Raw genomic sequence first — 22,497 nt, forward strand, 5'->3', positions numbered from 1 at the left:
ATAAACGACTATGCAAATTCCTTTTAGGTATAAATTCGTTTGTTTTCAGGCTGTTAGCATTTCCGTTCGTAATCGCTCAAAGAGGCGATGCCTCTTTTGCCTTTTTCCGGAGCTTCAATGAACCTGCCGCTGTCACTCAACCTGCTGGCGTTCCTGACCCTGCTGCTGGGCCTGGCGCAAACCCGTCGCACCGACTGGAGCCTGGCCAAGAAGGTGCTGCTGGGCCTGGCCTTCGGCGTCGGCTTCGGCCTGGTGCTGCACACCATCTACGGCGCCGGGCACCCGGTGCTCAAGGCCACCATCGGCTGGCTCGACCTGGTCGGCAATGGCTACGTCGGTTTGCTGCAGATGATCGTCATGCCGCTGATCTTCGCCTCGATCCTCAGCGCCGTGGCCCGCCTGCACAACGCCTCGGCGCTGGGCCGCATCAGTGTGCTGAGCATCGGCACCCTGCTGCTGACCACCGCGATTGCCGCGCTGCTCGGTATCGCCCTGACCAACCTGTTCGGCCTGAGTGCCGAGGGGCTGGTGGCCGGTGCCCAGGAAAGCGCCCGCCTGCAGGCCATCCACAGCGACTACGCGGGCAAGGTCGCCGACCTCAACATCCCGCAACTGCTGCTGTCGTTCATCCCGACCAACCCGGTCGGCGACCTGGCCCGGGCCAAGCCGACCTCGATCATCAGCGTGGTGATCTTCGCCGTGTTCCTGGGCCTGGCCGCTTTGCAGTTGATCAAGGACGACAAGGACAAGGGCGAGCGCGCCCTGTCGGCCATCGACGTACTGCAGGCCTGGGTCATGCGCCTGGTGCGCCTGGTGATGAAACTCACCCCCTACGGTGTGCTGGCCTTGATGACCAAGGTAGTGGCCAGCTCCAACCTCGACGACATCCTCAAGCTGGGCAGCTTCGTGGTGGTGTCGTACATCGGCCTGGGCCTGATGTTCGTGGTCCACGGGGTGATCCTGGCGCTGACCGGCGTCAACCCGCTACGCTTCTTCCGTAAAGTCTGGCCGGTGCTGACCTTCGCCTTCACCAGCCGCTCCAGCGCCGCCAGCATCCCGCTGAACATCGAGGCGCAGACCCTGCGCCTGGGCGTGCCGCAGTCGATCGCCAGCTTCAGCGCGTCGTTCGGTGCCACCATAGGCCAGAACGGCTGCGCCGGCCTGTATCCAGCGATGCTGGCAGTGATGGTCGCCCCGGCAGTGGGCATCGATACCTTCGACCCGCTGTGGATCGCCACGCTGGTGGCCATCGTCACCCTCAGCTCGGCAGGCGTTGCCGGCGTCGGCGGCGGCGCGACCTTCGCCGCGCTGATCGTGCTGCCGGCCATGGGCCTGCCGGTGGAACTGGTGGCGCTGCTGATCTCGGTGGAACCGCTGATCGACATGGGCCGCACGGCGTTGAACGTGAACGGTTCGATGACTGCCGGCGTTGTGACGAGCCAGCTCTTGAAGCAGACCGACCAGCAGGTGCTGAGTGGGGACCAACATGCTGAGCTGAGTCACTCCTGACACATTACCGGGGGCTGCTGAGCAGCCCCATTTTCAGACCTGGTCCCAGACTTCGAAGTGATAGGCCGGCTTGTCCGCTTCGGACTGCGCCTCGCTTGAGGTCAACTGCCACTGCCCGTTGTCGAATTCCGGGAACCAGGCATCACCCTGCGGCGACAATTCCACCCGGGTCAGGTACATCCGGCTCACCAGCCCTTTCTCCAACGCCTGCCCATACAGCTGCGCACCGCCAATCAGCATCAATTCCCCGACGCCCTGCTGCCGCGCCCACTGCTCGGCGCGCACCAGTGCCGCCTCCAGCGAGGCGAACACTTCGGCACCGGCCAGTTGCAGCCCCGGCTGACGGCTGACGACGATATTCAGCCGCCCCGGCAATGGCCGGCCCAGCGAATCCCAGGTCTTGCGCCCCATGATGATCGGCTTGCCCAGGGTAGTGGCCTTGAAGTACTTGAAGTCCCCCGGCAGGTGCCAGGGCATGGTGTTGTCGATGCCGATCACACGGTTCTCGGCGAGCGCCGCGATCAGGCTTAGGGGGAGTGATGTATTCATGCCGGCGAGGATAGCACCGGGCGCGTGGGTTATGCTTGCGGCCAGACCTGTGCAATGGAAGAGCTTGTGACTGCACCCACTCCACTCGACAAGCGCTGGCTCACCGAAGCGGTACGCCTGCGCGAGGAACACGCCGGCCCCCTGGAAGACCAGGAAGCCAACCGCCGCGCCCGCCACCAAGGCGGCGACCTGGCCACGCGCATCGAGGCACGCGCCTTGTGGCTGGCCGAGCGCGACGGCATGGACACGGCGCTGCACCACTGGAAGCAGGGCGCACGGCTGGCATTGCTGAGCTTGATGGTCCTGGCCTTGTTCAGTGGCGCCGGCCTGGGGCTGGCGGCCCTGGGCGACGGCCAGCGGCCGGTGAACGTGTTCTGGGCCCTTGGCAGCCTGCTCGGGCTGAACCTCGTGCTGCTGCTCGGCTGGGCCGTGGGTTTCTTCTTCGCCGGTGAGCATGGCGCGGCGCTGGGCCGCCTGTGGCTGTGGCTAAGCGAGCGTTTTGCCCGTGACGCCAAGGCCGCGCAACTGGCCCCCGCGCTGCTGGTGCTGCTGCAGCGCCAGCGCCTGAACCGCTGGCTGCTCGGCCTGCTGGTGCATGGCCTGTGGTCGCTGGCGATGCTCGCGGCGCTGGGCATGCTCCTGGCCCTGCTGGCGACCCGACGCTACGGCTTCGTCTGGGAAACCACGCTACTTGCCGCCGAACCCTTCATCAGCCTCACCCAGGCCCTGGGCGCACTGCCCTCGCTGCTGGGTTTCGCCGTGCCGGACGAGGCGATGATTCGCGCCAGCGGCGACACCCTGCCGGCACTCGACCTGGCGCGCCAGGCCTGGGCCAGCTGGCTGCTCGGCGTGGTCCTGGTCTACGGCCTGCTGCCCCGCCTGCTGCTGGCCGCGCTGTGCCTGTGGCGCTGGCGCCAAGGCCGCGAGCGCCTGGCGCTGGACCTCAACCTGCCCGGCTACGCGCAGCTGCGCGAAGCGCTGATGCCGCGTAGCGAGCGCCTCGGCGTGCAGGACCCAGCCCCCGACACCCTGCCCCGCTTCGAGGCCGGCCAGCTGGAGCGTGACAGCGGCGGTGCCCTGCTGGTCGGCCTGGAGCTGGACGACCAGCGCCCCTGGCCACCGGCCCTGCCCGGATCGGTCACCCACGCGGGCGTGCTCGACAGCCGCGAGTCGCGCAACAAATTGCTCGAGCAACTCAGCCGCTTCCCCCCGGCGCGTCTGGCCATTGCCTGCGACCCGCGTCGCTCGCCCGACCGTGGCAGCCTGGCCTTGCTTGCGGAACTGGCGCGCAACGCCGGTGCCACGCGCATCTGGCTGCTGCAGGCGCAACCCGGACAGGCCTTGGACGCGGCACGCCTGGGCGACTGGCACGAGGCCCTCGACCGCCTGGGCCTGTCCCATGCCGACACCTCGCCCTTGACCTGGCTGGAGCATGGCCATGACTGAGCCGCTGAAACTGGCCGTGGTCGGCCACACCAACGTCGGCAAGACCTCGCTGCTGCGCACCCTCACCCGCGACGTCGGCTTCGGCGAGGTCTCGCACCGCCCCAGCACCACCCGGCATGTCGAAGGCGCCCGCCTGTCGGTGGACGGCGAACCATTGCTGGAGCTGTACGACACCCCTGGACTGGAGGACGCCATCGCCCTGCTCGACTACCTGGAGCGCCTCGAACGCCCGGGTGAGCGCCTGGACGGTCCCGCTCGGCTTGAACGTTTCCTCCAGGGCAGCGAGGCGCGCCAGCGCTTCGAGCAGGAAGCCAAGGTGCTGCGCCAGCTGCTGGCGAGCCATGCCGGGCTGTACGTGATCGACGCCCGCGAACCGGTGCTGGCCAAGTACCGCGACGAGCTGGAGGTGCTGGCCAGCTGCGGCAAGCCGCTGTTGCCGGTACTCAACTTCGTTGCCAGCAGCCAGCACCGCGAGCCCGAGTGGCGCGAGGCCCTGGCGCGCCTGGGCCTGCATGCGCTGGTGCGTTTCGACAGCGTGGCCCCACCCGAGGATGGCGAGCGCCGCCTCTACGAAAGCCTGGCCCTGCTGCTGGAAGAGGCCCGCCCTGCCCTGCAACGGCTGATCGATGACCAGCAGGCTCAGCGTGAAGCCCGCCGCCACAGTGGCAAGCGTTTAGTCGCTGAGCTGCTGCTCGACTGTGCCGCCTGCCGACGCAGCGTAGAGGCCGAGCCCGCCGCCGAAGCACAGGCCGTCGAAGCCCTGCGCCAGGCAGTGCGCCAGCGCGAGCAACGCTGTGTCGAGGCACTGCTCAAGCTGTATGCGTTCCGGCGCGAGGACGCCAATGCCGGCGACCTGCCGCTGCTCGATGGGCGCTGGGGCGACGACCTGTTCAATCCGGAGACTCTGAAGCTGCTCGGTGTGCGCCTGGGCAGCGGCGTGGCGGCGGGCGCGGCGGCAGGTGCTGGCGTCGACCTGCTGGTTGGCGGCCTCACCCTGGGTGCCGCCGCGCTCGCCGGGGCCATTGCCGGCGGCGCCTTGCAGACCGCACGCAACTATGGCTCGCGCCTGATGGGCAAGCTCAAGGGCCAGCGCGAGCTGACGGTGGATGACGCCGTGCTGCGCCTGCTGGCCCTGCGTCAGCAACAGTTGATACTGGCCCTGGAGGCACGCGGGCACGCAGCGCAGGACAGCATCCGCCTGGCGGCGCCGGAGGACAAAGGCTGGCGCGAAGGCAAGCTGCCCGAGGCCTTGCGCAAGGCGCGGGCGCATCCGCAGTGGTCCACGCTCAATCCCGGGGCGCGGGTCAACCAGGCCGAGCGGCAGGAGCAAATCGACGCCCTTGCGGCGGACCTGTAGAAACGGGCTAGCACCTCTTCTTGCGCAGTTCCACCAACAGCCGGCGCATCTCCCGATGCCGCTGGCTGTTGAACACCAGCATTGCCAGTAATGGCAGCACCAGCGCCGCGAGCTGCAACACTGTATGCAGACTGCTCCCGATCAAGCTCAACGCCGTCAGCAAGGCAACCGCCAGCACTGGCAATATCATCCACAGTGCCCCATTCAGCCCGCGAACCATCGCGATATGACCCAGGCACAACAGCACTACCAGCCCACCAGTGACCATCACGGTGTAGAGAGGGTTGTCCGGATGGTTACGCCAGTAGGTGTCGAACCAAAGCGTCGCCGTCATGGCCACCGGAAGGATCGACATGAAAATGCCCAGCAAGAAGACAGGAAAGTAACGGGCCATGAACCGTGCCGAGCTATCCGAGCTCATCGGCGCGCCTGTCGCGCCAGGCGTCTCTTCGCCCGATACTCCGCCAGGCGGATACGCATCTCCCGGTATCGTTGGCAGTTGAGCAACAGCAAGGTCACCAACGCAGCCAACAGGCTGCTGGTGTAGATGAACAGGTTGGGACGATGCCCATAGGTCGCAAGCGTGAGCACCATGCATCCCACGCACAGCCCTGCCACCAACCACGCGCCCCATGCGCGCCCGCGAACCACGGCGCCGTGTCCCAGCATGAAGACTGTCAATGTCGCCAGCAGGCTCCAGGGAAGTACCCCGTCCTTCGAGCAGCTTCGGCAATAGGTGCTCCACACCAATGCAAAGGTCCAGGCGACGGCGATGATCGACGAAAAGTAGGCAGCGATGAACACACCGAAGTAACGCTGGAGAAAACCCTTCAGCTCAGGATGCCGGGTCATTCGGTGATTTCCTCGTAAAGCCCTACGGCCATCCCCTGCACAGTACCGCTGCCGGCAAGGCCAATGAAGCCACCCAGTGAGTCCTTGATCAGCGTCTGCGTGGAATGACTGATCTGCGTAGGCGTGAAACGTTTGACCAGCTCACCCGCACTTTGGCGGAGCTTCAACTGCTTGGCCGTCAGGGTCGGATGCTTGATCATCAGCAATTCCGTGGTGAGTGCCTTGCGTTGCTGTCGACTCAGCGAACGGGTCAGCTGATACCAGCTGTTGCCGGTCGCCGCCTTGCGCACCTGGAGAAACTTCAGCGTCGTAAGCCCTGAAGCCCCCACGCCCATCAGCGACACGGCATCGAGCACAGGAGTGGCCGCCTGGTACCACGCCTCCTGGTCCAGCGCGTCATTGAGCGAAGGGTCGGTTGCCTCGAAAGCGGTCCGCACCAGGCCTATCCCGCATTGCGCGGTACTGGCGGTTGCCGCGGCATAGCCTGCGACAGTCAACGCCAAGCTGGCTCCGCCGGAAAACGGCACGGCGATGGTGCCGCTGAACATGACGATCCAGCCCAGCACGGCGCCGGCGCAGGACAATGTGGTGTTGACTGCTTCCTTCACCACCCGAGCTTCGCGTGGGTTGGTCTGCAACTGGTTCATGAACTGCTCGGGCGAGGTGTAGCGAGGCGCCTCGCGCAGAATGATGCGCTTGGGCTTGATGCTGCAGATAGGCTGGAACTCGCGCAGGGTGATGACGTTGTAATCGGCATCGATGTACACGACACCTGCGCCGACGATGCCGGGGTCGGCGTCGATGGCCTTGAACAGCTTCTGCTGATCGATGCGGCCCTGCATGCGCTGGCGCGCCATGAATTGCGAAGTACTGCCCAGGGGATTGGAGAGCAGGTCTGTCACGAATCGTTTTCCTTACACAATGCTCGGTGTCCTCGGGGCTGCTTCGCAGCCCATTCGCTGAGGCTTGTCGTGGCGACGAACCGCAGCGAATGGGGCGCAAAGCGCCCCCTGCTGCGGTATCACACGTTCGGGCACGGCACCGGCGCCCAGTCACCCATATCCGGGTTGCGGCACATGGCGTTGACCTGGTCGGTACCCGCCTTGGCCACCTGCTGGGCCTCGGCTTTCTTGCCGTTGGCGTTCTGCAGGGTCTTCTCGGTGGCCACCGCTTCCTGTGGCACCTTGGTGTTGGTCTTGGCCGGCTGGACCTTCTTCACATCCTTCTTCTTGCCGGTGGTCGCCACCTTCGGCGGCTCGGCCACGGCGACCACTTCGGTGCGCTGCACGCCCACCTGCTTGAGGTCCTGCTCGTAGGCCTGGGTGTAGTTGTTGAGGTTTTCACCCAGACGCCCATTCACGGCAGTCAGCAGGTTGTTCGACTCCTGCAGGCCGGCGACGATCTCGGCCAGGCGCTTGCGGCCCTCGGTGTCGTTGATGCGGCCAGCCTTGCGGTTCTGGATCAGGCTGGCGAACTCGCGCTGGTAGCAGCTCTGCGACGACTTGGCGTAGGCAGTGGTGCGGTCCATGTCGGCCGCGCTCTTGTTGATGTCGGTGGCGTACGAAGCGATGCGCTGCTTGTCGTCGCTGATCTGTTTCTGGCGCTCGGTGTAGTAGCCGGCGGCACCACCGACCAGGGCGCCGCCAGCGGCACCGATGGCGGCATTACGGCCGCGTTTTTCCTTGTCGACCAGGGCGCCGGTGAGGGCGCCGCCGACCGCGCCGAGCAGCGCGCCAGTGGCGACCGAGCGGGTCATGTCGCCGTCGGTGGAGCGCAGGTGCTGCACCGGCTCGTAGCAGTTGGGGTAGTACTCGACCTTGGTCGTGGCGCCAACCTTGGACGCCGGCGAGCTGGCGCAACCGCTCAACAGCACGGTGCTGAAACCGGCTGCCAGCAGCAGTGCGGTACGGGCCTGGGATGCGGTAATCAGGGGTTTGCGGGTGAACATGGTCTGGTTTCTCTTCTTGGGTTTCTGGGTGACCGGGGGCTTCGTGCCACCCGGGAGTCCTTTCTGTCGAAGCTGTCCTTAGGGTCGCGGGGCGGCCGATGCCAGCAGCTCCTTGAGGATCGTCGCCGGATCGGCCCGCCGGTTCTGGCGGTACTCCCCGACGTGGCGGACGAACAGGGTGGCGCGGGTGACCAGGCTGTTGCCCAGCACAGGCTTGCGATTGAGCTCTTCCTTGACCCGCTGGAACTGCGCCTGGATCACCGCGTCGGTGTAGCGCGTGCCGCTGGCCAGGTTGTCGATGTAGATCGCCACGGCGCCGTCGAGGGCGGCGCGGCCATTGGCGATGGCCGCGCCGTACATGCGCGCGCTGGTCTGGTCGCCGGCAGCCTCGGCCTTGGCCTGGGTGTTCTGCAGGTTGGTCAGGCGAATGTTGTAGTTATTGACGGTTTCGGCCACCAGGGCGGCGGACTGGATCAGGTTGCCGGCCGCTTCCTCGCGCTGGCGGGCGATCAGCGACACATTGCGCTTGAGCTCTTCGTTGACCAGCCCCAGCTCGGCCTGCTGGCGCGGGTCGGTGGCGGCGGCGATGATGCTGTCCAGGCGCTTGGTCGGATCCTGGGCGGCGTCGATGTCGTCGGTCAGGCCGGCCAGGCGACCTTCCTTTTGCCACTGCTCGAACAGTTCCTGGTAGCGCGAGCGCGGCGCCGACAAGGCGCCGATGGCCACGCGGAAACCAGTGGTCTCGTTGCGCTGCTCGGTGCCGTCGACGCCGAACAGCGGGTACTCGCGGCGCATGCCGGTGAACAAGGTGCCCTCGCCTTCGAGGTAGTTGCCGCCCTTGACCACGAAGCCGCCGTAGGCGCCTTGCAGGCGCCCGGCGTTGACCAGCTGGAACGACTCCTGGACCATCTCGGCGGCATTGCCGATCACGTCGAACAAGCCCAGCGGATTGGGCTGTTTGGTGCCGATCGGCATCAGCCGCGCCGCCTGCCCGGTACCACCGGCGACCTGGTTGAATACCGCGAAGTCGCCCAGCGGCCCTTCGCTGTCGGCGCCTTCGACCTTACGCGGGAACAACCGCCCTTCCAGCTCCTGGCGGCTGACCGCCGAACCGCCACGGGCGGCGAACTCCCATTCCACCTCGGTGGGCAGGCGCACGAAGCCCACGCCACCATCCTCGGCCTTGCTGCCTCGGCCGCTGACCGGCAGCAGGTCGCGGTGATGCTTCATCAGCCAGGCGCTGTAGACGGCGGCGAAGCGTTCGGCCTCGAAGCGCGACAGTTTTACCTTGGGCAGACGCCCCGCCGCGTCGTTGTTCGCCTCGCAGGCCGGTGCCGCGTCACCACCGGCCAGCGACGGCGCCTGGGCCATCACCTGGGCGTATTGGCGGGCAGTCACTTCGTACTTGCCGATGAAGTACATCATCGGCGTGAGCGGCCCACCTTTCTCGACCTTCGGCAGGCTTGGCGCAACCGCCTTCTGCCACTGTGGCGCCAGGTCCTGCAGGCTGAACTGGCCATTGATGAAGTCGCGTCGGTAACCGGAGATGAACGACTGCTTGTAGCCGGCCTCGCCTTCGCTGAACGGGTAGCCAAGGTTGACCTCGCGGTCGTCGAGGCTGCCCTGGGCCAACACATAGACACTGCGCAGCACCAGCTCACCGCCACACGGCAGCGGCAGGCTGACATCGCCCGGCAACGGCTTGGGGTTGTCGAACTTGCTTTCAGTCCCCGGCTGCGCCTGGGCAACTGGCTTGGCTTTGTCGTCACCATCGGCCGGGGAGCAGGCGCCCAGGCTCAAAGCGGTCAGGAGCAGGGCGGCAGCCCCGAGGCGGCGATCAGACATCACGTATTCCTTGGCAAGCCTCGATGCGCGCCACCCGCCAGCCGCCCAAGGCGGCGGCGGCGGTGCTGGCCAGCAGCACGGCACACAACGCAACGAGGTAGTGCATGGGCAGCAGGTGGCTGGCGAACTCGCCGGGCACCTGCATGAAAAGTCGGTTCAGGCCATGTTCGGCCAGCAGGTACAACAGCCCCGCCACGGCGGCGGCCAGCAGCCCGCTGTAGAGCGCCTGGAGCATCACGAACAACAGCAGTGCGGCCGTGCCGAAGCCCAACAGACGCAGCACTGCCAGCTCGCGCTGCTTGCGCTCGACCGCCGCCACTGCGCCTGCGGCGATTGCCGCTACGGCGCCGGCCACGGCCAGGCTGGCAATGATCCAGAACACCAGGTCGAGATTGCGGCTGAGCGATTGCACCTGGGCGATCTGCGCGGCCTGTGTGGAAACCAGCAGCTTGCGTTCGGCGAAGAACTGGCGAAGCGGCTCGACATCGTTCAGTTCGCGGGCATACAGGCGCAAGGCCGGGTACACCCGCGCTGACGCGCTGCCTTGCTCCTCCCCCTGCCAGCCCAGCGCAGCCACGGCGCGGCCATCGCGGTAATCCTCGACGGCTTCGAGCAGTTGCAGCGAGGCAAACAGGCCATCGCGCTCGAACGCTGCCAGAGGCAGCACGCTGCTGACCTGCAGGCGCGTGCGTCGCCATTGCATCTGCCCGGCCTGTTGGCGGCTGAAGCTGGCCTGCAGTTCGTCCCCGGCCCTGGCACCGAGCTTTTCCGCGGCGGTAAAGCTCAGCACCACCTGTTGCAGGCCGTCTGGCGGAGCTACCTGCGCCAGCAAGGGGTCGCCCTCGGCGGTGGGCAGCATTTCCACCGTCAGGCCACGCCCATGGGCCGGCAGCAACAGCTCGGCAGTGGCAGCAATCTGCCGGGTGCGCGGAATGGCAAAGGCCACTCGCGGGTGCTGGGCCAGTTCCTCGATGAACTCGGCGCGAAAGCGTCCACCGCCCAGCGGAATGATCTCGCGCACACCCGGGTCGCGCTGCAGCCGCTCGGTCAGGCTGCCGACCAGGCCGAACTTCAGCCCGAACAGCACCAGCAACGGCGCGATCACCGCCACCAGCGCCAGCACGGCGCACGCCGACAACCGCGCATCGTTGCGGAAGTCCTGCCAGGCCAGCCCGGCGATCAGCAGCGGGCGCATCAAGCGGCCCTCTCCAGGCTCGCCGTGACGCCGCCGTCGGTGTCGCGCCGGCAGGCCATGCGCAGCACCGTCAGCCCGGCCTTGTGAGCCAGGGCTTCGTCATGGGTGGCGACCACGCAGGTCACCTGGCACGCCTCGGCTTCGCGCAACAGCAATTGCATCACCCTATCGGCGTTCACCGGGTCCAGGGACGCCGTGGGTTCATCGGCCAGCAACAATGCCGGGCCATGGGCCAGGGCACGGGCACAGCTGACCCGCTGGCGCTGGCCGATGGACAGGGTCGCGGGCTTCTTGCCCAGCTGGTCGTGCACATCCAGCGCTTCGGCCAGACGCTCGACGCTGCCGTCATCGCCGAGCCCCAGCAACTGGCGTGGCAGGCGGATATTGCCGCGCACATCGAGAAAACCCAGCAACCCACCGGCCTGCAGCACATAGCCCAGGTGACGGCTGCGCCAGCTGGCCAGGCGGTCGAGCTGCCGGGCACGCCACAGCCCGGCGACATCCTCGCCGCCCAGGGCAAAGCCCTGCGCCGCGTCCGGCGCCAGCACCAGCGCCAGCAGGTCGAGCAAGGTGCTCTTGCCACAGCCGCTGGGCCCGACCAGCGCCACCCGCTCGCCCGCCGCCAGATGCAGCCGGTCAATCTCCAGGCTGTAACGCTGGGCACCCTGCCCGCGTGTCTTGCGCACCCCGTCCAGACGGATCATCACGGCAGCGTCGACAGCGGGACACGGTACAGGGCGTCGCCCGGCTCGGCCTTGCCGAAGCGCACCCAGTTGGCCATGTCGTTGTGGAAGGTTTCGTACAGGCGGATCTTCGAGTCCAGCTCGTCGATGAAGTCCTCCTGCTCGGCCACCGACAGCGACAGCCACAGGTCCTGGGTCATGCTCAGGGACTTGCTGCGGTACGGCAGGCCGTCGAGGTATTCGCCGAGCACGCCGCCCTGGGCCAGGTTGGCGCCCTTGCGCAACGCGCCGGGGTCGCGGCTCATGTAGGCACTGGCGCTGGCGATTTCGTTGAAGAAGTCGCCCGGCGAGCTGCGGGTCTTGCGCGCGGCATCGACGATCAGCTTGAGCGACTGCTGCAGGTCGTTGAGCTGCAGCTTGGTCAGCATCACGCACACCTGCAGGGTCGGCAGCGTCGGGTTGGTCAGGTCGCGGTCGGCGGTCCAGGCGCTGACCAGTTGCGGCGCCTGGCTGGCGCCATGGCGGCCCAGGAAGTCCATGTGCATGGCGTAGCCGATGGCCTGCGACTTGGCCGCCAGGCTCGAGGCCGAGGTCAGCAGCGGTACGGGTTGCGGTTGCTGGTTGCGCACCTGGTGCACCAGCTCGGCGAAGGTCGAGCCGATCTCGCGCACGCGGTCGCCGAAAGCACCGACTTCACCGCCCGGCACGCTGACGTAGAGGTCGCCGATCTGCGGGTTGCTGTCGGCGGTAAGCACGCGGTACTGGGACTCGGCCGCGCCGTGGTTCTTGACCCCGGCGGGGGTGCGCAGGTGCAGGGCGTAGATCTTGATCTGCTTGCTCAGCGCGGCCTGGCGCACTTCGGCTTCGTTCATCTGGGTGCTGCTGAACGGGTCGTTCTTGCGCAGTGCGCCGGCATCGCTGACCAGCAGGATCAGGCGCCCGCCGTAGCCGGACCAGTCCATGCCCTCGACCGCCTGCATCACGCCGGCGAAGGCGTCCTCGTTGAACGAGTGGCTGGAAACACTGGTGGCCTTGACCTGCGAGGCGGCCTTGAGGAAACGCGCCGGGTCGCGGCCCTGCTCCAGGCTGACCAGGGTCTTGCTCAGGTACTCCAGGCCCGGGGTGCGCTTGACGCTGTTGCGAAAGCCGACCAAGCCGAAGCTGACGCTGTCCAGCTCGCCACGGGCCGCCAGTTGCTGCTGCAGCTCGCTGACCACCTGGCGTACCCGATCGATGTACGGCTGCATGGACACCGAGGTGTCCACCACCAGGACGATGCCGGTACGGAAGCTGTTGTCGCCGACCGCCGCGACGCCGGCCACCTGGGGCGCGCTGTCGCGGGCGCTGGCACCGGGGTCGATGGAGGCGATGTTGAGCAGTTGCACCGGCTGGCCACCGGCGTCGAAGCTTTCGCGGTAGTCGAAGATCGGCATCAGGTAGAACTGGTTCTGCGGCACGGCGCTGGCCGCCGGTTCCAGGGCCATCACCTGGGGCACCTGGTCGGGGTTGTTCTGCGCCTTGAGCAGGCTGTCGCGAGCCAGCGGGGTGTCGTCGAGCAGATGCTGCACATCGTCCACCTGGCGCATGAACATCACCGGCGAGCGGCCCGAGCGTTCGGTGAACTTGAGCACCAGGCTCTGTTTCCAGTCGCTGGTCTGCGCCGCCGGCAGCCAACCCTCGCGCTGGCCGTCGCTGGCGGCGCCGACCTGGACCCAGGCCTGGCCGCCGACGTCCTTGCGCTGGTAGACATAGAGCACGGAGAAAGCCGGCAGTGTCTCGCCCGAGGCATCGCCGGGCTGGGCAACCAGCTGGGCATCGGGCTTGGTCAGCACACGCTGGAACAGGGTCTTCTTGCCGGGCATCAGCAGTGGACGACCGTCGTCCGAGGCGGCCACCGGCGTGACTTTGGGTTCGGTGGGGACCACGCTGTCGGCGGGCGCCTGCACCACCGGCGTTTCAGGCGCGGGCGCGTCATTGCCGCCGAGCAACCAGAAGAACGCGCCCCCCAGACCCAGCGCCGCCGCTATCGCCACCGCCAGCACGGCCTTGGCCGGCTTGTTCGAGGCGGGCTTCACAGCAGGCGCGGGCTTGGGTTCGGACCGCCGGGCAGGCTCGCTCACCGGAGCGGCAACGGCCTGCGGAATATCGATGGACACCGGCTGCGGGATGGCCGGTGGCGGGATCGGCAGCGGGCGAACCAATGTGCTGTCGTTGTCCTCGGCCGGCGCCTGGACCGTCAGGCGGTCCAGCGCGACCAGCAACGCCGCCGCGTCGGCGAAGCGCTCGTTGGGATCCTTGGCCAGCAGACCGCGCAGGATGTCCTGGTAGCGGCCATGTTCGATGGGCAGCTCCGGCAGCGGCTCGGTCAGATGCGCCAGCGCCGTGGACAACGCATCGGTGCCGTTGTACGGCAGCTTGCCGACGAGGATTTCGTACAGCACCACACCCAGTGCATACAGGTCGGCGCGCCCGTCGATCTCCATGCCGCGCGCCTGTTCCGGGCTCATGTAGCTCGGCGTGCCGACGGCGAAACCGGCCTGGGTGAACTGGGTGCGGTCATCCAGCGACTTGGCGATGCCGAAATCCGACAGCACCGCAGTGCCATCAGCGCGGAACAGGATGTTGGCAGGCTTGACGTCGCGATGCACCAGGCCCTGGGCATGGGCATAACCCAGCGCCTGGGCGATCTGGCGTACGTAGGCCAGGCCCTGCTCGGGCGTCAGCCCCGCGGCGATCCGCTCCTTCAGCGTGCCGCTGGGCAGGTACTCCATGGCCATGTAGTACAGCTCGCCGACATTGCCGATGTCATGGATGGTGGCGATGTTCGGGTGCGCCAGCCGCGCCAGGGTGCGGCCCTCGCGCAGGAAGCGCTCGCAGAAGGTCGGGTCGGCGGCCAGGCTCGCTGCCATGATCTTCAGCGCCACCTTGCGCTCCAGGGAGCGCTGGGTGGCGAGGTACACGCTGGCCATGGCGCCCTGGCCAAGCTCGCTGTCGATGTCGAATCCGGGAATCTGCATGTCCATGATGTCTTCAGCTGGCCTTCACGACGACGGCGGTGATGTTGTCGGGGGCGCCACGGGTCAGCCCCAGGTGTACGAGGCTGCGCACCACCTCATAAGGATCGGCGTGGCCGAGCACCTCGGCGATCTCGTGGTCCTCGGCGGTCTTGTTCAGGCCGTCGCTGCACAACAGGTAGGTGTCGCCGGGCTGCACCTGCAAGGCGACGGCCTGCAGCTCGAGGTGGTCCTCGACGCCGATGGCGCGGGTGACGATGTTGCCGCGAGGATGCACACGGGCTTCGGCTTCGTTGAGCAGGCCGCTGTCCTGCAGCTCCTGGACGTAGCTGTGGTCGTGGCTCAGGCGCTCGATACGGCCGTCGCGCAGGCGATACAGGCGGCTGTCGCCGGCCCACAGGCCGATGGCCTGGTCGCCTCGGGCGGCCAACACCACCACGGTACTGCCCATCATCGCCACGCCACGGCGCGCGGTTTCCTCGCGCACGATGCCGTTGACCCAGGCGAGGCCGTCGCGCACTTCGCCGGCAAAGTCGTCCAGGGAATCGAGCCTCGGCAGGCTGCGCAGGCTATCGACCGCCAGGCTGCTGACATAATCGCCCGCCGCATGACCGCCCATGCCGTCGGCCACCGCCCACAGGCCTGCCCAGGTCAACTCCAGGCAGGCGTCCTCATTGATCTTGCGCACCATGCCGACATGGCTGTAGCTGGCGGCTGTGTACTGCATGCCGGTCATCCGATCCGCGCCTCGCTACCCAATAGAAAACCGGCGAAATCCTCGCTACGCGGCAATCCCGCGCAGCGCATCAGCCCCGGGGCGATCCGTTCGGAACCCCTGCCCCACCAAAGGCTCATGCCTTCGCAGGCGCATTCGGCCAAGGCCAGGGCGCGCCCCTGCGGCGTGATCGCATCCAACCGCTGCAGCCCGCCCAGCGTCGCACGCGGCTCTTGCACAAGCGGCCTCGCGCGGCAAAAAGGCTGCAAGGCAGCCTCGAAATCTTCAAAGGCAGCACCCGGCTCAAGCGTCGCCAGCAAGGTCTCCTCGACCGCCTCGAACCATTCCTCGGCCCCGGCCACCACAGGCGCCAGCGGCTCACCCGGCTCCAGCACCTGGGCCACGGTCAGCGGGAAATACCGCCCCACCCGGTCGATGCTCGGCATCAGCACCCCGACCACCGCTTCTGGCCCGCAAAGCCCCGGCGCCAGGGCGAAACGCCACAAGGGGCTGACCAGATAGGCCTCGAGCCAGTGCTCGCCCAGGGCCTGCTGGCTCGCCTGGAGCCCCGCCGCCAGCCACTGGTCCCAGGGCTGGATGAAACCGTGCGGCAGGCCGCGGCTGACAAAGTCGCCGCGGCAGGCCAGCTTTCCGTAGAAACCCACGTCGTTCACAGATGCTCCGGCAGGCTGAAACCGCTGAGCACTCGGCTGCGGAACGGGTTGAAGGCGCTGCTGGCACGCAGCTCGTAGGACACGCTGGCGCCGTCGACGCGCAGGCGCAGGTTGAAGCGCTCCGGCGAGCCACCGGCCACCAGGTCGGACTGGTCGAGCAGGCGGAACCAGGCCCACGGCCCCTCCACGGTCAGTCCCGAACGACCGCTGGCCGAGGGCGGCGAGATCGACAGGCGCACCACGCCGATGCTGTTGGGGTTCGGCCACTGCAACGCCACCGGCCGGCTCGGGCCGTGGTCGTAGCTCACCTGCTGGCCGTCGAGGTCGAGCAGGAACTGGGTGATGGTCGCGTCCATCGCCACCGGCTTGAGCTCGAAGCGCACTCCCGGCTGCACGCCGTTGCTGTTGCGGAAGAACGCGTCGCGGATGCTCGCCGCACGCTGGAAGGTGTACAACACGTTGCTGTTGATCCCCAGCTTCTGCGCCGCGCCCGGCTGCCAGCTCCAGGGGGTGCTGGAGGTGTTGACGTAGGGTTGCAGGTACTTGCGGAAGTAGTTGTCCATCACCCCGCCGACGCCGAAGAACAGGCCGAAGTCCTCCAGGGTCGCATCCCGCGAGCTGCCGGCCACCAACGGATAGCGACCGCTGAGGGACTGGCGATAGACGTTCACCACCTCGCTGGTCCAGGCGGCGTTGAGCTGGTTGCGCACCCCGCCCATGACCAGGTTGTGGGTCGAGCCAAGCACCGAGCTCACCAGGTTCTGCACCACCTTCGGCTGACGCGCGGCCCCTAGGGCAACCCGCTGCGCGGCGGCCTGGGCCTGGTTCTTGGCCTCGCCCAGCAGCGCATCGCCACTGGCGCCGACCATGGCGCTGACCTGAACGTACAGGGCATTGAGGTCGGTAAGCAGGCCGTCGATGGCCGCAGGCTGACCTTCGCCGGTTTCCACCAGCGCGGCCAGTTCAGCGAAGTGCGCGGTGACCGGGTCCACCTCGCGGGCGGCCGGGTTGTCGCTGGGCAACGGGGCATCGCCGAGCAGGCCGCCGAGGCGCTGGCGCAGTTGATCGACGCCCGCCTGTTCAGCCTTGGCCTGGACCTTGTCGAGGGTGGTCGGCTGCTCCAGGTTGGTCTCCTTGGCGACCGCCTGCAGCAGCTTCTTCATCGGCGAAGTCGGCCCGGACAACACCCGCAGCACATCGGCGGCCTGGCCGACGCTGGTGATCGGCACGAAGTCCAGGTCGGCCAGCAAGGCATCCCAATGGCGGATGTAGTCCTGGTAGTACAGCTGCAGCACATCGTCGGCCAGGCGCTTGGCATCGGCCGATTCGCTGGCCTCGCGACCCAGCACCCAGCGCTCCTCGGCCAGGGTCTCGCTGTGGGCCAGGCTGGCGGCGAGGAAGGCCTTGCGGTAGCCCTCGACAGTGAAGATGCCCGGCAGCGGTTCGCTCAGCGGCTTGCCGTCCTTGAAGCGGAACACCAGCGCGGCGTCACGCCCGGCGGCATCGCTGACGCGGAAGTCGCTGACCCCGGCGGGCAGCTTCTGGCGCTTGACCCGATCGTAGACCCGTTGCGCCACCGGCAGTTGCTGCAGCTGGCGGCGGGTATCGTCGATCAGGCGCTGGTCCAGGCGGGCGTTCGGCGGACGCTTGTCGAACAGCGCCGCCAGGTGCTGCTCCAGGGCCTGGCGCAGATCCGGGGCCAGGTCGCGCGGCAGGCTGCGCTCCCAGTCGAGGGTGACCCAGGCCTTGATGAACTCGGCGTCATAGTGTTCGCCGTCGGCCAGCATCAGGTAGGCCTTGAGCCCCTCGTAGAGGTAGTCGGACGGACCACCGCCATACAGCTGCTCCTCGATGCGGGTGACCAGGCGCGGGGCGAAGATGGCGATCAGCAGCTTGCGGTAGACGCTGTCCGACTCGCCTTCGAGCATGTCGCCCTGGTACAGCCCCAGGCCCTCGGCCCAGCCGGGCGGATCCTCGGCCAGGCGGCGCACGCCATTGAGCAGCGGCAGCACCTCGACCACGTTGCGCTGCGCCGGGCTCAGCTCCTGCACGCTCTTGCCCAGCGGCTTGAGGCGGCTGTCGACCTCGGCGATGTATTGCTGGTTGGCGCGGTAGCTCAGTGTCCACAGGGTACCGACCACCAGCACCAGGGCCACGCTCAGGGCCAGGGCGCCACGGGCGATCCACTTGCGCCGCTGCTCGATCTTCGGGTTGCTGCCAACCAGGCCACGCTCGGCGAAGGCCACGGCGCTGAACAGCTTCTCGATGAAGTAGCTGCGCCCGGTGCCGTTCTGTCGTGCCAGATGGGCACGGTCCAGGCCCATGCTCTGGGCCATGCTGCCGATCAGGCGGTCGATGGGGCTGCCTTCCTGGGTACCGCTGGTGAAATACACACCGCGCAGCAGCGCACGCTCTTCGAAGGCGTTGGGCTTGAAGATGCCGTCGAGGAAGGTTTTCAGGTTGCCGCGCAAGGCGGCGAACTGCTGGACGAAGCCGTAGACCAGGTCGCGCCGCGCCGGATCGCGCTCCTGCTGCAGGCGCTCGACCAGGCGTTGGTTCAGGCGCTGTTCCAGCAAGGCGAATTCATTGCCGAACTGCGCCAGCGGCCCGTCGCCCTGCTGGCCATCGTCGAGCGGGAAGGTCATGCCCCAAACCTGGGCGCGTTCTTCCTTGCTCAGGGTGTCGAAGAACTCCATGAACCCCGGCACCAGGTCGAGCTTGGTCAGCATCAGGTAGATCGGGAAGCGCACGCCCAGCTGGCTGTACAGCTCCTGGATGCGGGTACGGATCGCCGCCGCGTGGGCAGCGCGCTCGGCATCGCTGCCCAGCAGCAGGTCGGACAGGCTGATGGCGATGAACGCGCCGTCGATGGGGCGGCGTGAGCGTTGGCTCTTGAGCAGGTCGAGGAAGCCCAGCCAGGCCGCCTTGTCCACTTGGGCATGACTGTCCTGGGTGGTGTAGCGGCCGGCGGTGTCCAGCAGCACGGCCTGGTCGGTGAACCACCAGTCGCAGTTGCGCGTACCGCCAACCCCACGGATGGCGCCCTCGCCCAGCTGCGCCGCCAGCGGGAAGTGCAGGCCGGAATTGACCAGCGCCGTGGTCTTGCCCGAGCCGGGCGGGCCGATGATCACGTACCACGGCAGTTCATACAGGTTGCGTCGCTCGTCGCCACCCAGGCGTGCCTTCTTCAGCAGCACCAGGGCTTCGTCCATGCGCTGGCGCAGGGTCGCCAGCTCTTCAGCGGTGGCCACGCTGGCGGGGTCCGCCGCGGTTTCTGCGGCCAGGCTCTGCATGACCTTGGCCGCCTGACGGCGGGCCTGGACGATGCGCCACACGCGGTAGGCGACCCACACCGCGAACAACAGGCCGATAAGCACCAGGCGCGGAGCGGCAGGCACCAGCATGTCCAGCAGCGGGCCGAGGAACCAGATGATCAGGCTCAGGGCCAGCAGGCCCAGCAGCGGAACTACCCAGCGAATGACAAAACTGAAAAACGCCTTCACTCGACGCCCTCCGCCAGAACGGTGATTTCAACCCGGCGATTCTTCGCCCGGCCTTGCGCGCTGTCGTTTGACGCCAGCGGTTCGGTGTCGCTCAGGCCCTGCGCGGTAAAGCGCTCGGGCTGGCCGGTGCGGGCGGCGAGGAGGTTCTTCACCTCTTCGGCGCGGGCCTGGGACAACGCCCAGTTGGACGGGAAGCGCAGCGTGGCGATGCGCTGGTTGTCGCTGTGGCCGGTGACTTTCACGTTGCCTTTCACTTTCGCCACGGCTTCGGCGATGCGCAGCATCAACGGCTCGAAGTCGCCCTTGATGCTGGCGCTGGCCGAGGCGAACAGTTCGTCGCCACGGATGGTCACCACCGAACGGTCCACCGCGTCCTGCACGGCGACCCGGCCGGCCTTGATGTCTTCGACGAGGAAACCGGCCAGGCGCGGACGCTCCACGGGCTTGGGCTGCACCACCGGACGATCCATGGCCTGCACCGGGATCTCGCCCAGGGCATGAATGCCGCGGAACACAGGCTCCGCGTCGGCCGCCAGCTTCAGGCGCAGGCCGAACAGCACCAGCAGCAGCAACGCCAGGGCCACCGCCAGGCCGACCCAGGGCGGCACGAACTGCGCCAGGCGATCGCGGGCCACGGTGACACCGCGCCAGTGCGGCGACAGCTCGCGCTCGAACTCGCCACGGGCGCTGCGGATGGTCGCGGCGGTGCGTTCGCGCAGGGCCTCGAGCTGGGCGCGGCCACCGTTCATCACCCGGTAGCGGCCTTCGAAGCCCAGGCTGGTGCACAGGTACAGCAACTCCAGCAGGTGCAGGCGTTCACGCGGGCTCTGCAGGCAATGCTCCATCAGCTGGAACACCTTCTCGCCGCCCCAGGCCTCGTTGTGCACGGTGATCAGCAGGCTCTGCTTGCCCCAGTCACTGGCGCTGCCCCAGGGCGTGCTCAGCACCGCCTCGTCGAGCGCGGTGCACAAGGCATAGCGCGCCAGCAGCACCTCGTTGCGCGGCACCCCGGCGGCCTCGGCACGCTCTTCGAACTGGCGCAGGTAGGCCAGCAGTTGCGCACGCAGGCTGGCCGGGGCCGGATGGGCGATGGTGTTGCGCAGGCGCGTGAGCAGCGCCAACAATGGACCGGCCGCCTGCTCCAGCGGGTTCAGGCCCGCCGCCTGGCCCGGCGCCAGCGGTTCGGCCGGCACGTTCAGGGGTGGCGGCGGCGCAGCTTGCGCAGGCCCCGGCGCGGCCGGTTGCGGGCCACGGCCACCGGGGCGCGGCATGAACTGGGTGCGGTCGTTGGCGAGCGGATCGTCCGATTGCATCGCGGCTTATCCTCGAATGGCCCAGAAGGCCAGGTTCAGGCCGGGGAACTCGCCAGCGACGTAGAAGGCAAAACCACCGGAATGCTGCAGTTGCTTCCAGTGTTCGCTGCCCCGGTCGAGTTCGAAGTAGGTGGAACCGGCGTGGAACGGAATCTGCCGTGGCGCCACCGGCAGCGGCAGCAGGCCGATGCCCGGCAGTTGCAGGTTGACCAGGTCGCGGATGTGCTCCACCGCGCCGATCTTGCTCTGCTGGCCAAAGCGGCTGCGCAGGGTCTCGCTGGGCACGTCGGCGCGCACCACCAGCACGAAGCTGGCGCTGTCGAGCAGGCTGCGGTCGGCGAGCATGCCGACATGGATGCCGTAGGCCTTCTCGACCAGCGGGATGGCCACGGCCTTGCTGTCGATCAGCATCGACAGCGCCTCGCGCAGCGCGGCCATTACCGGGGCGAAGGTCGCCGCCAGGTCGTCGTGCTGGTACACCGGGTAGCTTTCCGGACGGCGGCCATCGCGGGTGAAGGTGGCGAACTCGCCGGCCAGGGCCACCAGCTCGCTGTACAGCCGCTCGGGGTGCAGCGGCGTCAGCTGGTTGAGGTGCTCGACCAGCGGCTGGGCGCGGTTGACCAGTTGCAGCAGCATGAAGTCGGCGATCTCCGAGGCGCCGCCATTGGCCGAGGCGACCACGCGCCCGGCCAAGGCTTCGCCGCGCTGGTGCAGCAGGCCCAGCAGCTCGCCACGAAAGCCCGAGAGCTGGTTGCTGGTGGCCACATCGAGCAGCGGCGGGATGTAGCTGTCATCCAGCACCAGTGCGCGGTCGGCACGCTTCTCGCGGATACGCACCACGCCCAACGCGGCATAGTCGCTCAGGCCATCCTCGGCGCGCAGCAGGCGCAGGGCACGGCTGCCCAGGGCAAGCGGCGCGCGGTTTTCGAACGGGGCGTTGTCGTCGCGCACTTCGCTGACGCGGCTGACGTACCGCGCACCGTCAGGCACCTCGCCGTCGTCGACGGTATCGCGGGCGCCGGCACGCTTGAGCGGCAGACCGAGGTGGATCACACCGTTGCGCAGGTCGTCGGGAATCTCCAGCGGCGCGGGCGGCAGGTCGTCACGGGGAATATCGAACGGCGTGCCATCCGGCAGCAGGCCACGGGCGCTGAGGATCGCCAGCTTGCCCTGGGCCAGCAGGCCCTGATCGATCAGCAGTTCGGAAAAGCCCCAGGCGGCGGCACTGAGCGGCCGGCTGCGGGCATCGACGAAGTTTTCCAGGTAGCGGTCGTGCTGCTGGAAGTGCTGGGTGGTGATGAACATCCCTTCCGACCAGACCACGCGATTGTTCCAGGACATGCTTTCTCCGATTGCCTAGCGGGCAGGCTCAGGTTGTGGGGTGGCCACGGCGCTGCGCACGGCGCGCACATCGAGGCTGATCTGATAGTCACGGGGCGGTACCGGCAGCACGCTGCGCCACTGGGCGCGGTCGACCTCGCGGTAACCGACCACCAGGCCGACCTGGCGCGTGGCCGGGTCGAGCGGGCGCTCCAGGCGCAGCTGCTCGCCGGGCTGGAGCAGGACTTCATCCTGATCGATCAGGTCGGCGGCCAAGGTGGCCTGGGCGCGTTCGGCCAGGGCGAAATAGTCGGCACGGGCGAAGGCGGCGCTGTTCTTCAGCTCGTAGATGCGCACCCGTACCGGCGCGGGCATGCCGCTGGCACCGGGGTTGAGCCCGGCGGCGGCGCTGAAGTACAGGGTGACTCCCGTGGCGGGCGCCGCCTCGGGGGCAGGCTCGCTTGGCGTGTCCTTGCTGCAGGCACTGAGCAGCACCATGGCCAGGGCTGCGATCAGTCTTGTTGCACTCATCCTCGTCCTCATGACGTCTTGTGTTCTTCCTGTATCCCGGGCG

Annotated in this window: 18 protein-coding genes; 3 read left to right on the plus strand and 15 right to left on the minus strand. The window is 67.7% G+C overall.

Translation table 11 applies throughout. From position 1 onward, the window contains the following. Nucleotides 1–117 precede the first annotated feature (117 nt). Nucleotides 118–1,509: an L-cystine transporter gene (locus C3F42_RS15560; protein WP_038707193.1), complete on the plus strand. Its 1,392-nt coding sequence runs from the start codon at nucleotides 118–120 to the stop codon at nucleotides 1,507–1,509. 33 nt (nucleotides 1,510–1,542) lie between these two features. Here C3F42_RS15560 and C3F42_RS15565 read toward each other — a convergent pair whose 3' ends face one another. Further along, entirely contained in the window at nucleotides 1,543–2,058 is a 516-nt protein-coding gene (locus C3F42_RS15565) for a dihydrofolate reductase (RefSeq protein WP_038707192.1), read from the minus strand. Nucleotides 2,059–2,112: 54 nt separating this feature from the next. On the opposite strand from C3F42_RS15565, the gene C3F42_RS15570 reads away from it, so the two are divergent. Both C3F42_RS15570 and C3F42_RS15575 read left to right on the plus strand, forming a co-directional pair. After that, nucleotides 2,113–3,504 (plus strand): DUF2868 domain-containing protein, encoded by a 1,392-nt coding sequence (locus C3F42_RS15570; RefSeq protein ID WP_094011571.1) that lies wholly within the window; start codon nucleotides 2,113–2,115, stop codon nucleotides 3,502–3,504. Further along, nucleotides 3,497–4,861, plus strand: a complete 1,365-nt coding sequence (locus C3F42_RS15575) for a GTPase/DUF3482 domain-containing protein (RefSeq protein ID WP_038707190.1) — start codon at nucleotides 3,497–3,499, stop codon at nucleotides 4,859–4,861. The genes C3F42_RS15570 and C3F42_RS15575 overlap by 8 nt, the downstream gene beginning before the upstream one ends. A gap of 7 nt (nucleotides 4,862–4,868) precedes the next feature. On the opposite strand, the gene C3F42_RS15580 is transcribed toward C3F42_RS15575, so the two are convergent. The 14 genes from C3F42_RS15580 to tssJ form a co-directional block, all read right to left on the minus strand. Then, complete coding sequence (locus C3F42_RS15580) at nucleotides 4,869–5,282, minus strand: hypothetical protein (protein WP_052062237.1); 414 nt, start codon at nucleotides 5,280–5,282, stop codon at nucleotides 4,869–4,871. Then, on the minus strand, nucleotides 5,279–5,713 hold the full coding sequence (locus tag C3F42_RS15585; protein WP_094011574.1) for a hypothetical protein: 435 nt from the start codon (nucleotides 5,711–5,713) through the stop codon (nucleotides 5,279–5,281). The genes C3F42_RS15580 and C3F42_RS15585 overlap by 4 nt, the downstream gene beginning before the upstream one ends. After that, a complete protein-coding gene (locus C3F42_RS15590; RefSeq protein ID WP_052062269.1) occupies nucleotides 5,710–6,570 on the minus strand; it encodes a hypothetical protein in 861 nt (286 codons plus the stop codon). The genes C3F42_RS15585 and C3F42_RS15590 overlap by 4 nt, the downstream gene beginning before the upstream one ends. Before the next feature lie 164 nt (nucleotides 6,571–6,734). Beyond that, a complete protein-coding gene (gene tagQ / locus C3F42_RS15595) occupies nucleotides 6,735–7,661 on the minus strand; it encodes a type VI secretion system-associated lipoprotein TagQ (protein ID WP_038707189.1) in 927 nt (308 codons plus the stop codon). Between the two features lie 78 nt (nucleotides 7,662–7,739). Beyond that, nucleotides 7,740–9,506, minus strand: a complete 1,767-nt coding sequence (locus C3F42_RS15600; protein WP_038707188.1) for an SUMF1/EgtB/PvdO family nonheme iron enzyme — start codon at nucleotides 9,504–9,506, stop codon at nucleotides 7,740–7,742. Beyond that, nucleotides 9,499–10,701 (minus strand): FtsX-like permease family protein, encoded by a 1,203-nt coding sequence (locus tag C3F42_RS15605; RefSeq protein ID WP_094011575.1) that lies wholly within the window; start codon nucleotides 10,699–10,701, stop codon nucleotides 9,499–9,501. The genes C3F42_RS15600 and C3F42_RS15605 overlap by 8 nt, the downstream gene beginning before the upstream one ends. Next, nucleotides 10,701–11,405: an ABC transporter ATP-binding protein gene (locus C3F42_RS15610; RefSeq protein WP_038707186.1), complete on the minus strand. Its 705-nt coding sequence runs from the start codon at nucleotides 11,403–11,405 to the stop codon at nucleotides 10,701–10,703. The genes C3F42_RS15605 and C3F42_RS15610 overlap by 1 nt, the downstream gene beginning before the upstream one ends. Continuing rightward, on the minus strand, nucleotides 11,405–14,407 hold the full coding sequence (locus C3F42_RS15615) for a serine/threonine-protein kinase (RefSeq protein WP_104444612.1): 3,003 nt from the start codon (nucleotides 14,405–14,407) through the stop codon (nucleotides 11,405–11,407). Before C3F42_RS15615 ends, C3F42_RS15610 begins: the two co-directional genes overlap by 1 nt. 7 nt (nucleotides 14,408–14,414) lie before the next feature. Continuing rightward, on the minus strand, nucleotides 14,415–15,134 hold the full coding sequence (locus C3F42_RS15620) for a PP2C family serine/threonine-protein phosphatase (RefSeq protein ID WP_023633199.1): 720 nt from the start codon (nucleotides 15,132–15,134) through the stop codon (nucleotides 14,415–14,417). Further along, on the minus strand, nucleotides 15,131–15,787 hold the full coding sequence (tagF, locus tag C3F42_RS15625; protein ID WP_104444613.1) for a type VI secretion system-associated protein TagF: 657 nt from the start codon (nucleotides 15,785–15,787) through the stop codon (nucleotides 15,131–15,133). Before tagF ends, C3F42_RS15620 begins: the two co-directional genes overlap by 4 nt. Then, on the minus strand, nucleotides 15,784–19,290 hold the full coding sequence (tssM, locus tag C3F42_RS15630) for a type VI secretion system membrane subunit TssM (RefSeq protein WP_104444614.1): 3,507 nt from the start codon (nucleotides 19,288–19,290) through the stop codon (nucleotides 15,784–15,786). The genes tagF and tssM overlap by 4 nt, the downstream gene beginning before the upstream one ends. Beyond that, on the minus strand, nucleotides 19,287–20,603 hold the full coding sequence (locus tag C3F42_RS15635) for a DotU family type VI secretion system protein (RefSeq protein ID WP_104444615.1): 1,317 nt from the start codon (nucleotides 20,601–20,603) through the stop codon (nucleotides 19,287–19,289). Before C3F42_RS15635 ends, tssM begins: the two co-directional genes overlap by 4 nt. Nucleotides 20,604–20,609: 6 nt before the next feature. Further along, entirely contained in the window at nucleotides 20,610–21,944 is a 1,335-nt protein-coding gene (tssK, locus tag C3F42_RS15640) for a type VI secretion system baseplate subunit TssK (RefSeq protein WP_094011581.1), read from the minus strand. Nucleotides 21,945–21,959: 15 nt separating this feature from the next. After that, nucleotides 21,960–22,454, minus strand: coding sequence for a type VI secretion system lipoprotein TssJ (gene tssJ, locus C3F42_RS15645; RefSeq protein ID WP_094011582.1), 495 nt, complete (start codon nucleotides 22,452–22,454; stop codon nucleotides 21,960–21,962). Between the last annotated feature and the right edge of the window lie 43 nt (nucleotides 22,455–22,497).

The organism is Pseudomonas sp. PONIH3, assembly GCF_002934345.1.
GTDB classification, from domain to species: domain Bacteria; phylum Pseudomonadota; class Gammaproteobacteria; order Pseudomonadales; family Pseudomonadaceae; genus Aquipseudomonas; species Aquipseudomonas soli.

Bases quoted from the DNA above. Each gene is read 5' to 3' on its own strand.
- C3F42_RS15560 (WP_038707193.1), top strand. From the start codon at position 118: ATGAACCTGCCGCTGTCACTCAACCTGCTGGCGTTCCTGACCCTGCTG.
- C3F42_RS15565 (WP_038707192.1), bottom strand. From the start codon at position 2,058: ATGAATACATCACTCCCCCTAAGCCTGATCGCGGCGCTCGCCGAGAAC.
- C3F42_RS15570 (WP_094011571.1), top strand. From the start codon at position 2,113: ATGGAAGAGCTTGTGACTGCACCCACTCCACTCGACAAGCGCTGGCTC.
- C3F42_RS15575 (WP_038707190.1), top strand. From the start codon at position 3,497: ATGACTGAGCCGCTGAAACTGGCCGTGGTCGGCCACACCAACGTCGGC.
- C3F42_RS15580 (WP_052062237.1), bottom strand. From the start codon at position 5,282: ATGAGCTCGGATAGCTCGGCACGGTTCATGGCCCGTTACTTTCCTGTC.
- C3F42_RS15585 (WP_094011574.1), bottom strand. From the start codon at position 5,713: ATGACCCGGCATCCTGAGCTGAAGGGTTTTCTCCAGCGTTACTTCGGT.
- C3F42_RS15590 (WP_052062269.1), bottom strand. From the start codon at position 6,570: ATGGCGCGCCAGCGCATGCAGGGCCGCATCGATCAGCAGAAGCTGTTC.
- tagQ (WP_038707189.1), bottom strand. From the start codon at position 7,661: ATGTTCACCCGCAAACCCCTGATTACCGCATCCCAGGCCCGTACCGCA.
- C3F42_RS15600 (WP_038707188.1), bottom strand. From the start codon at position 9,506: ATGTCTGATCGCCGCCTCGGGGCTGCCGCCCTGCTCCTGACCGCTTTG.
- C3F42_RS15605 (WP_094011575.1), bottom strand. From the start codon at position 10,701: ATGCGCCCGCTGCTGATCGCCGGGCTGGCCTGGCAGGACTTCCGCAAC.
- C3F42_RS15610 (WP_038707186.1), bottom strand. From the start codon at position 11,405: ATGATCCGTCTGGACGGGGTGCGCAAGACACGCGGGCAGGGTGCCCAG.
- C3F42_RS15615 (WP_104444612.1), bottom strand. From the start codon at position 14,407: ATGGACATGCAGATTCCCGGATTCGACATCGACAGCGAGCTTGGCCAG.
- C3F42_RS15620 (WP_023633199.1), bottom strand. From the start codon at position 15,134: ATGACCGGCATGCAGTACACAGCCGCCAGCTACAGCCATGTCGGCATG.
- C3F42_RS15635 (WP_104444615.1), bottom strand. From the start codon at position 20,603: ATGCAATCGGACGATCCGCTCGCCAACGACCGCACCCAGTTCATGCCG.
- tssK (WP_094011581.1), bottom strand. From the start codon at position 21,944: ATGTCCTGGAACAATCGCGTGGTCTGGTCGGAAGGGATGTTCATCACC.
- tssJ (WP_094011582.1), bottom strand. From the start codon at position 22,454: ATGAGTGCAACAAGACTGATCGCAGCCCTGGCCATGGTGCTGCTCAGT.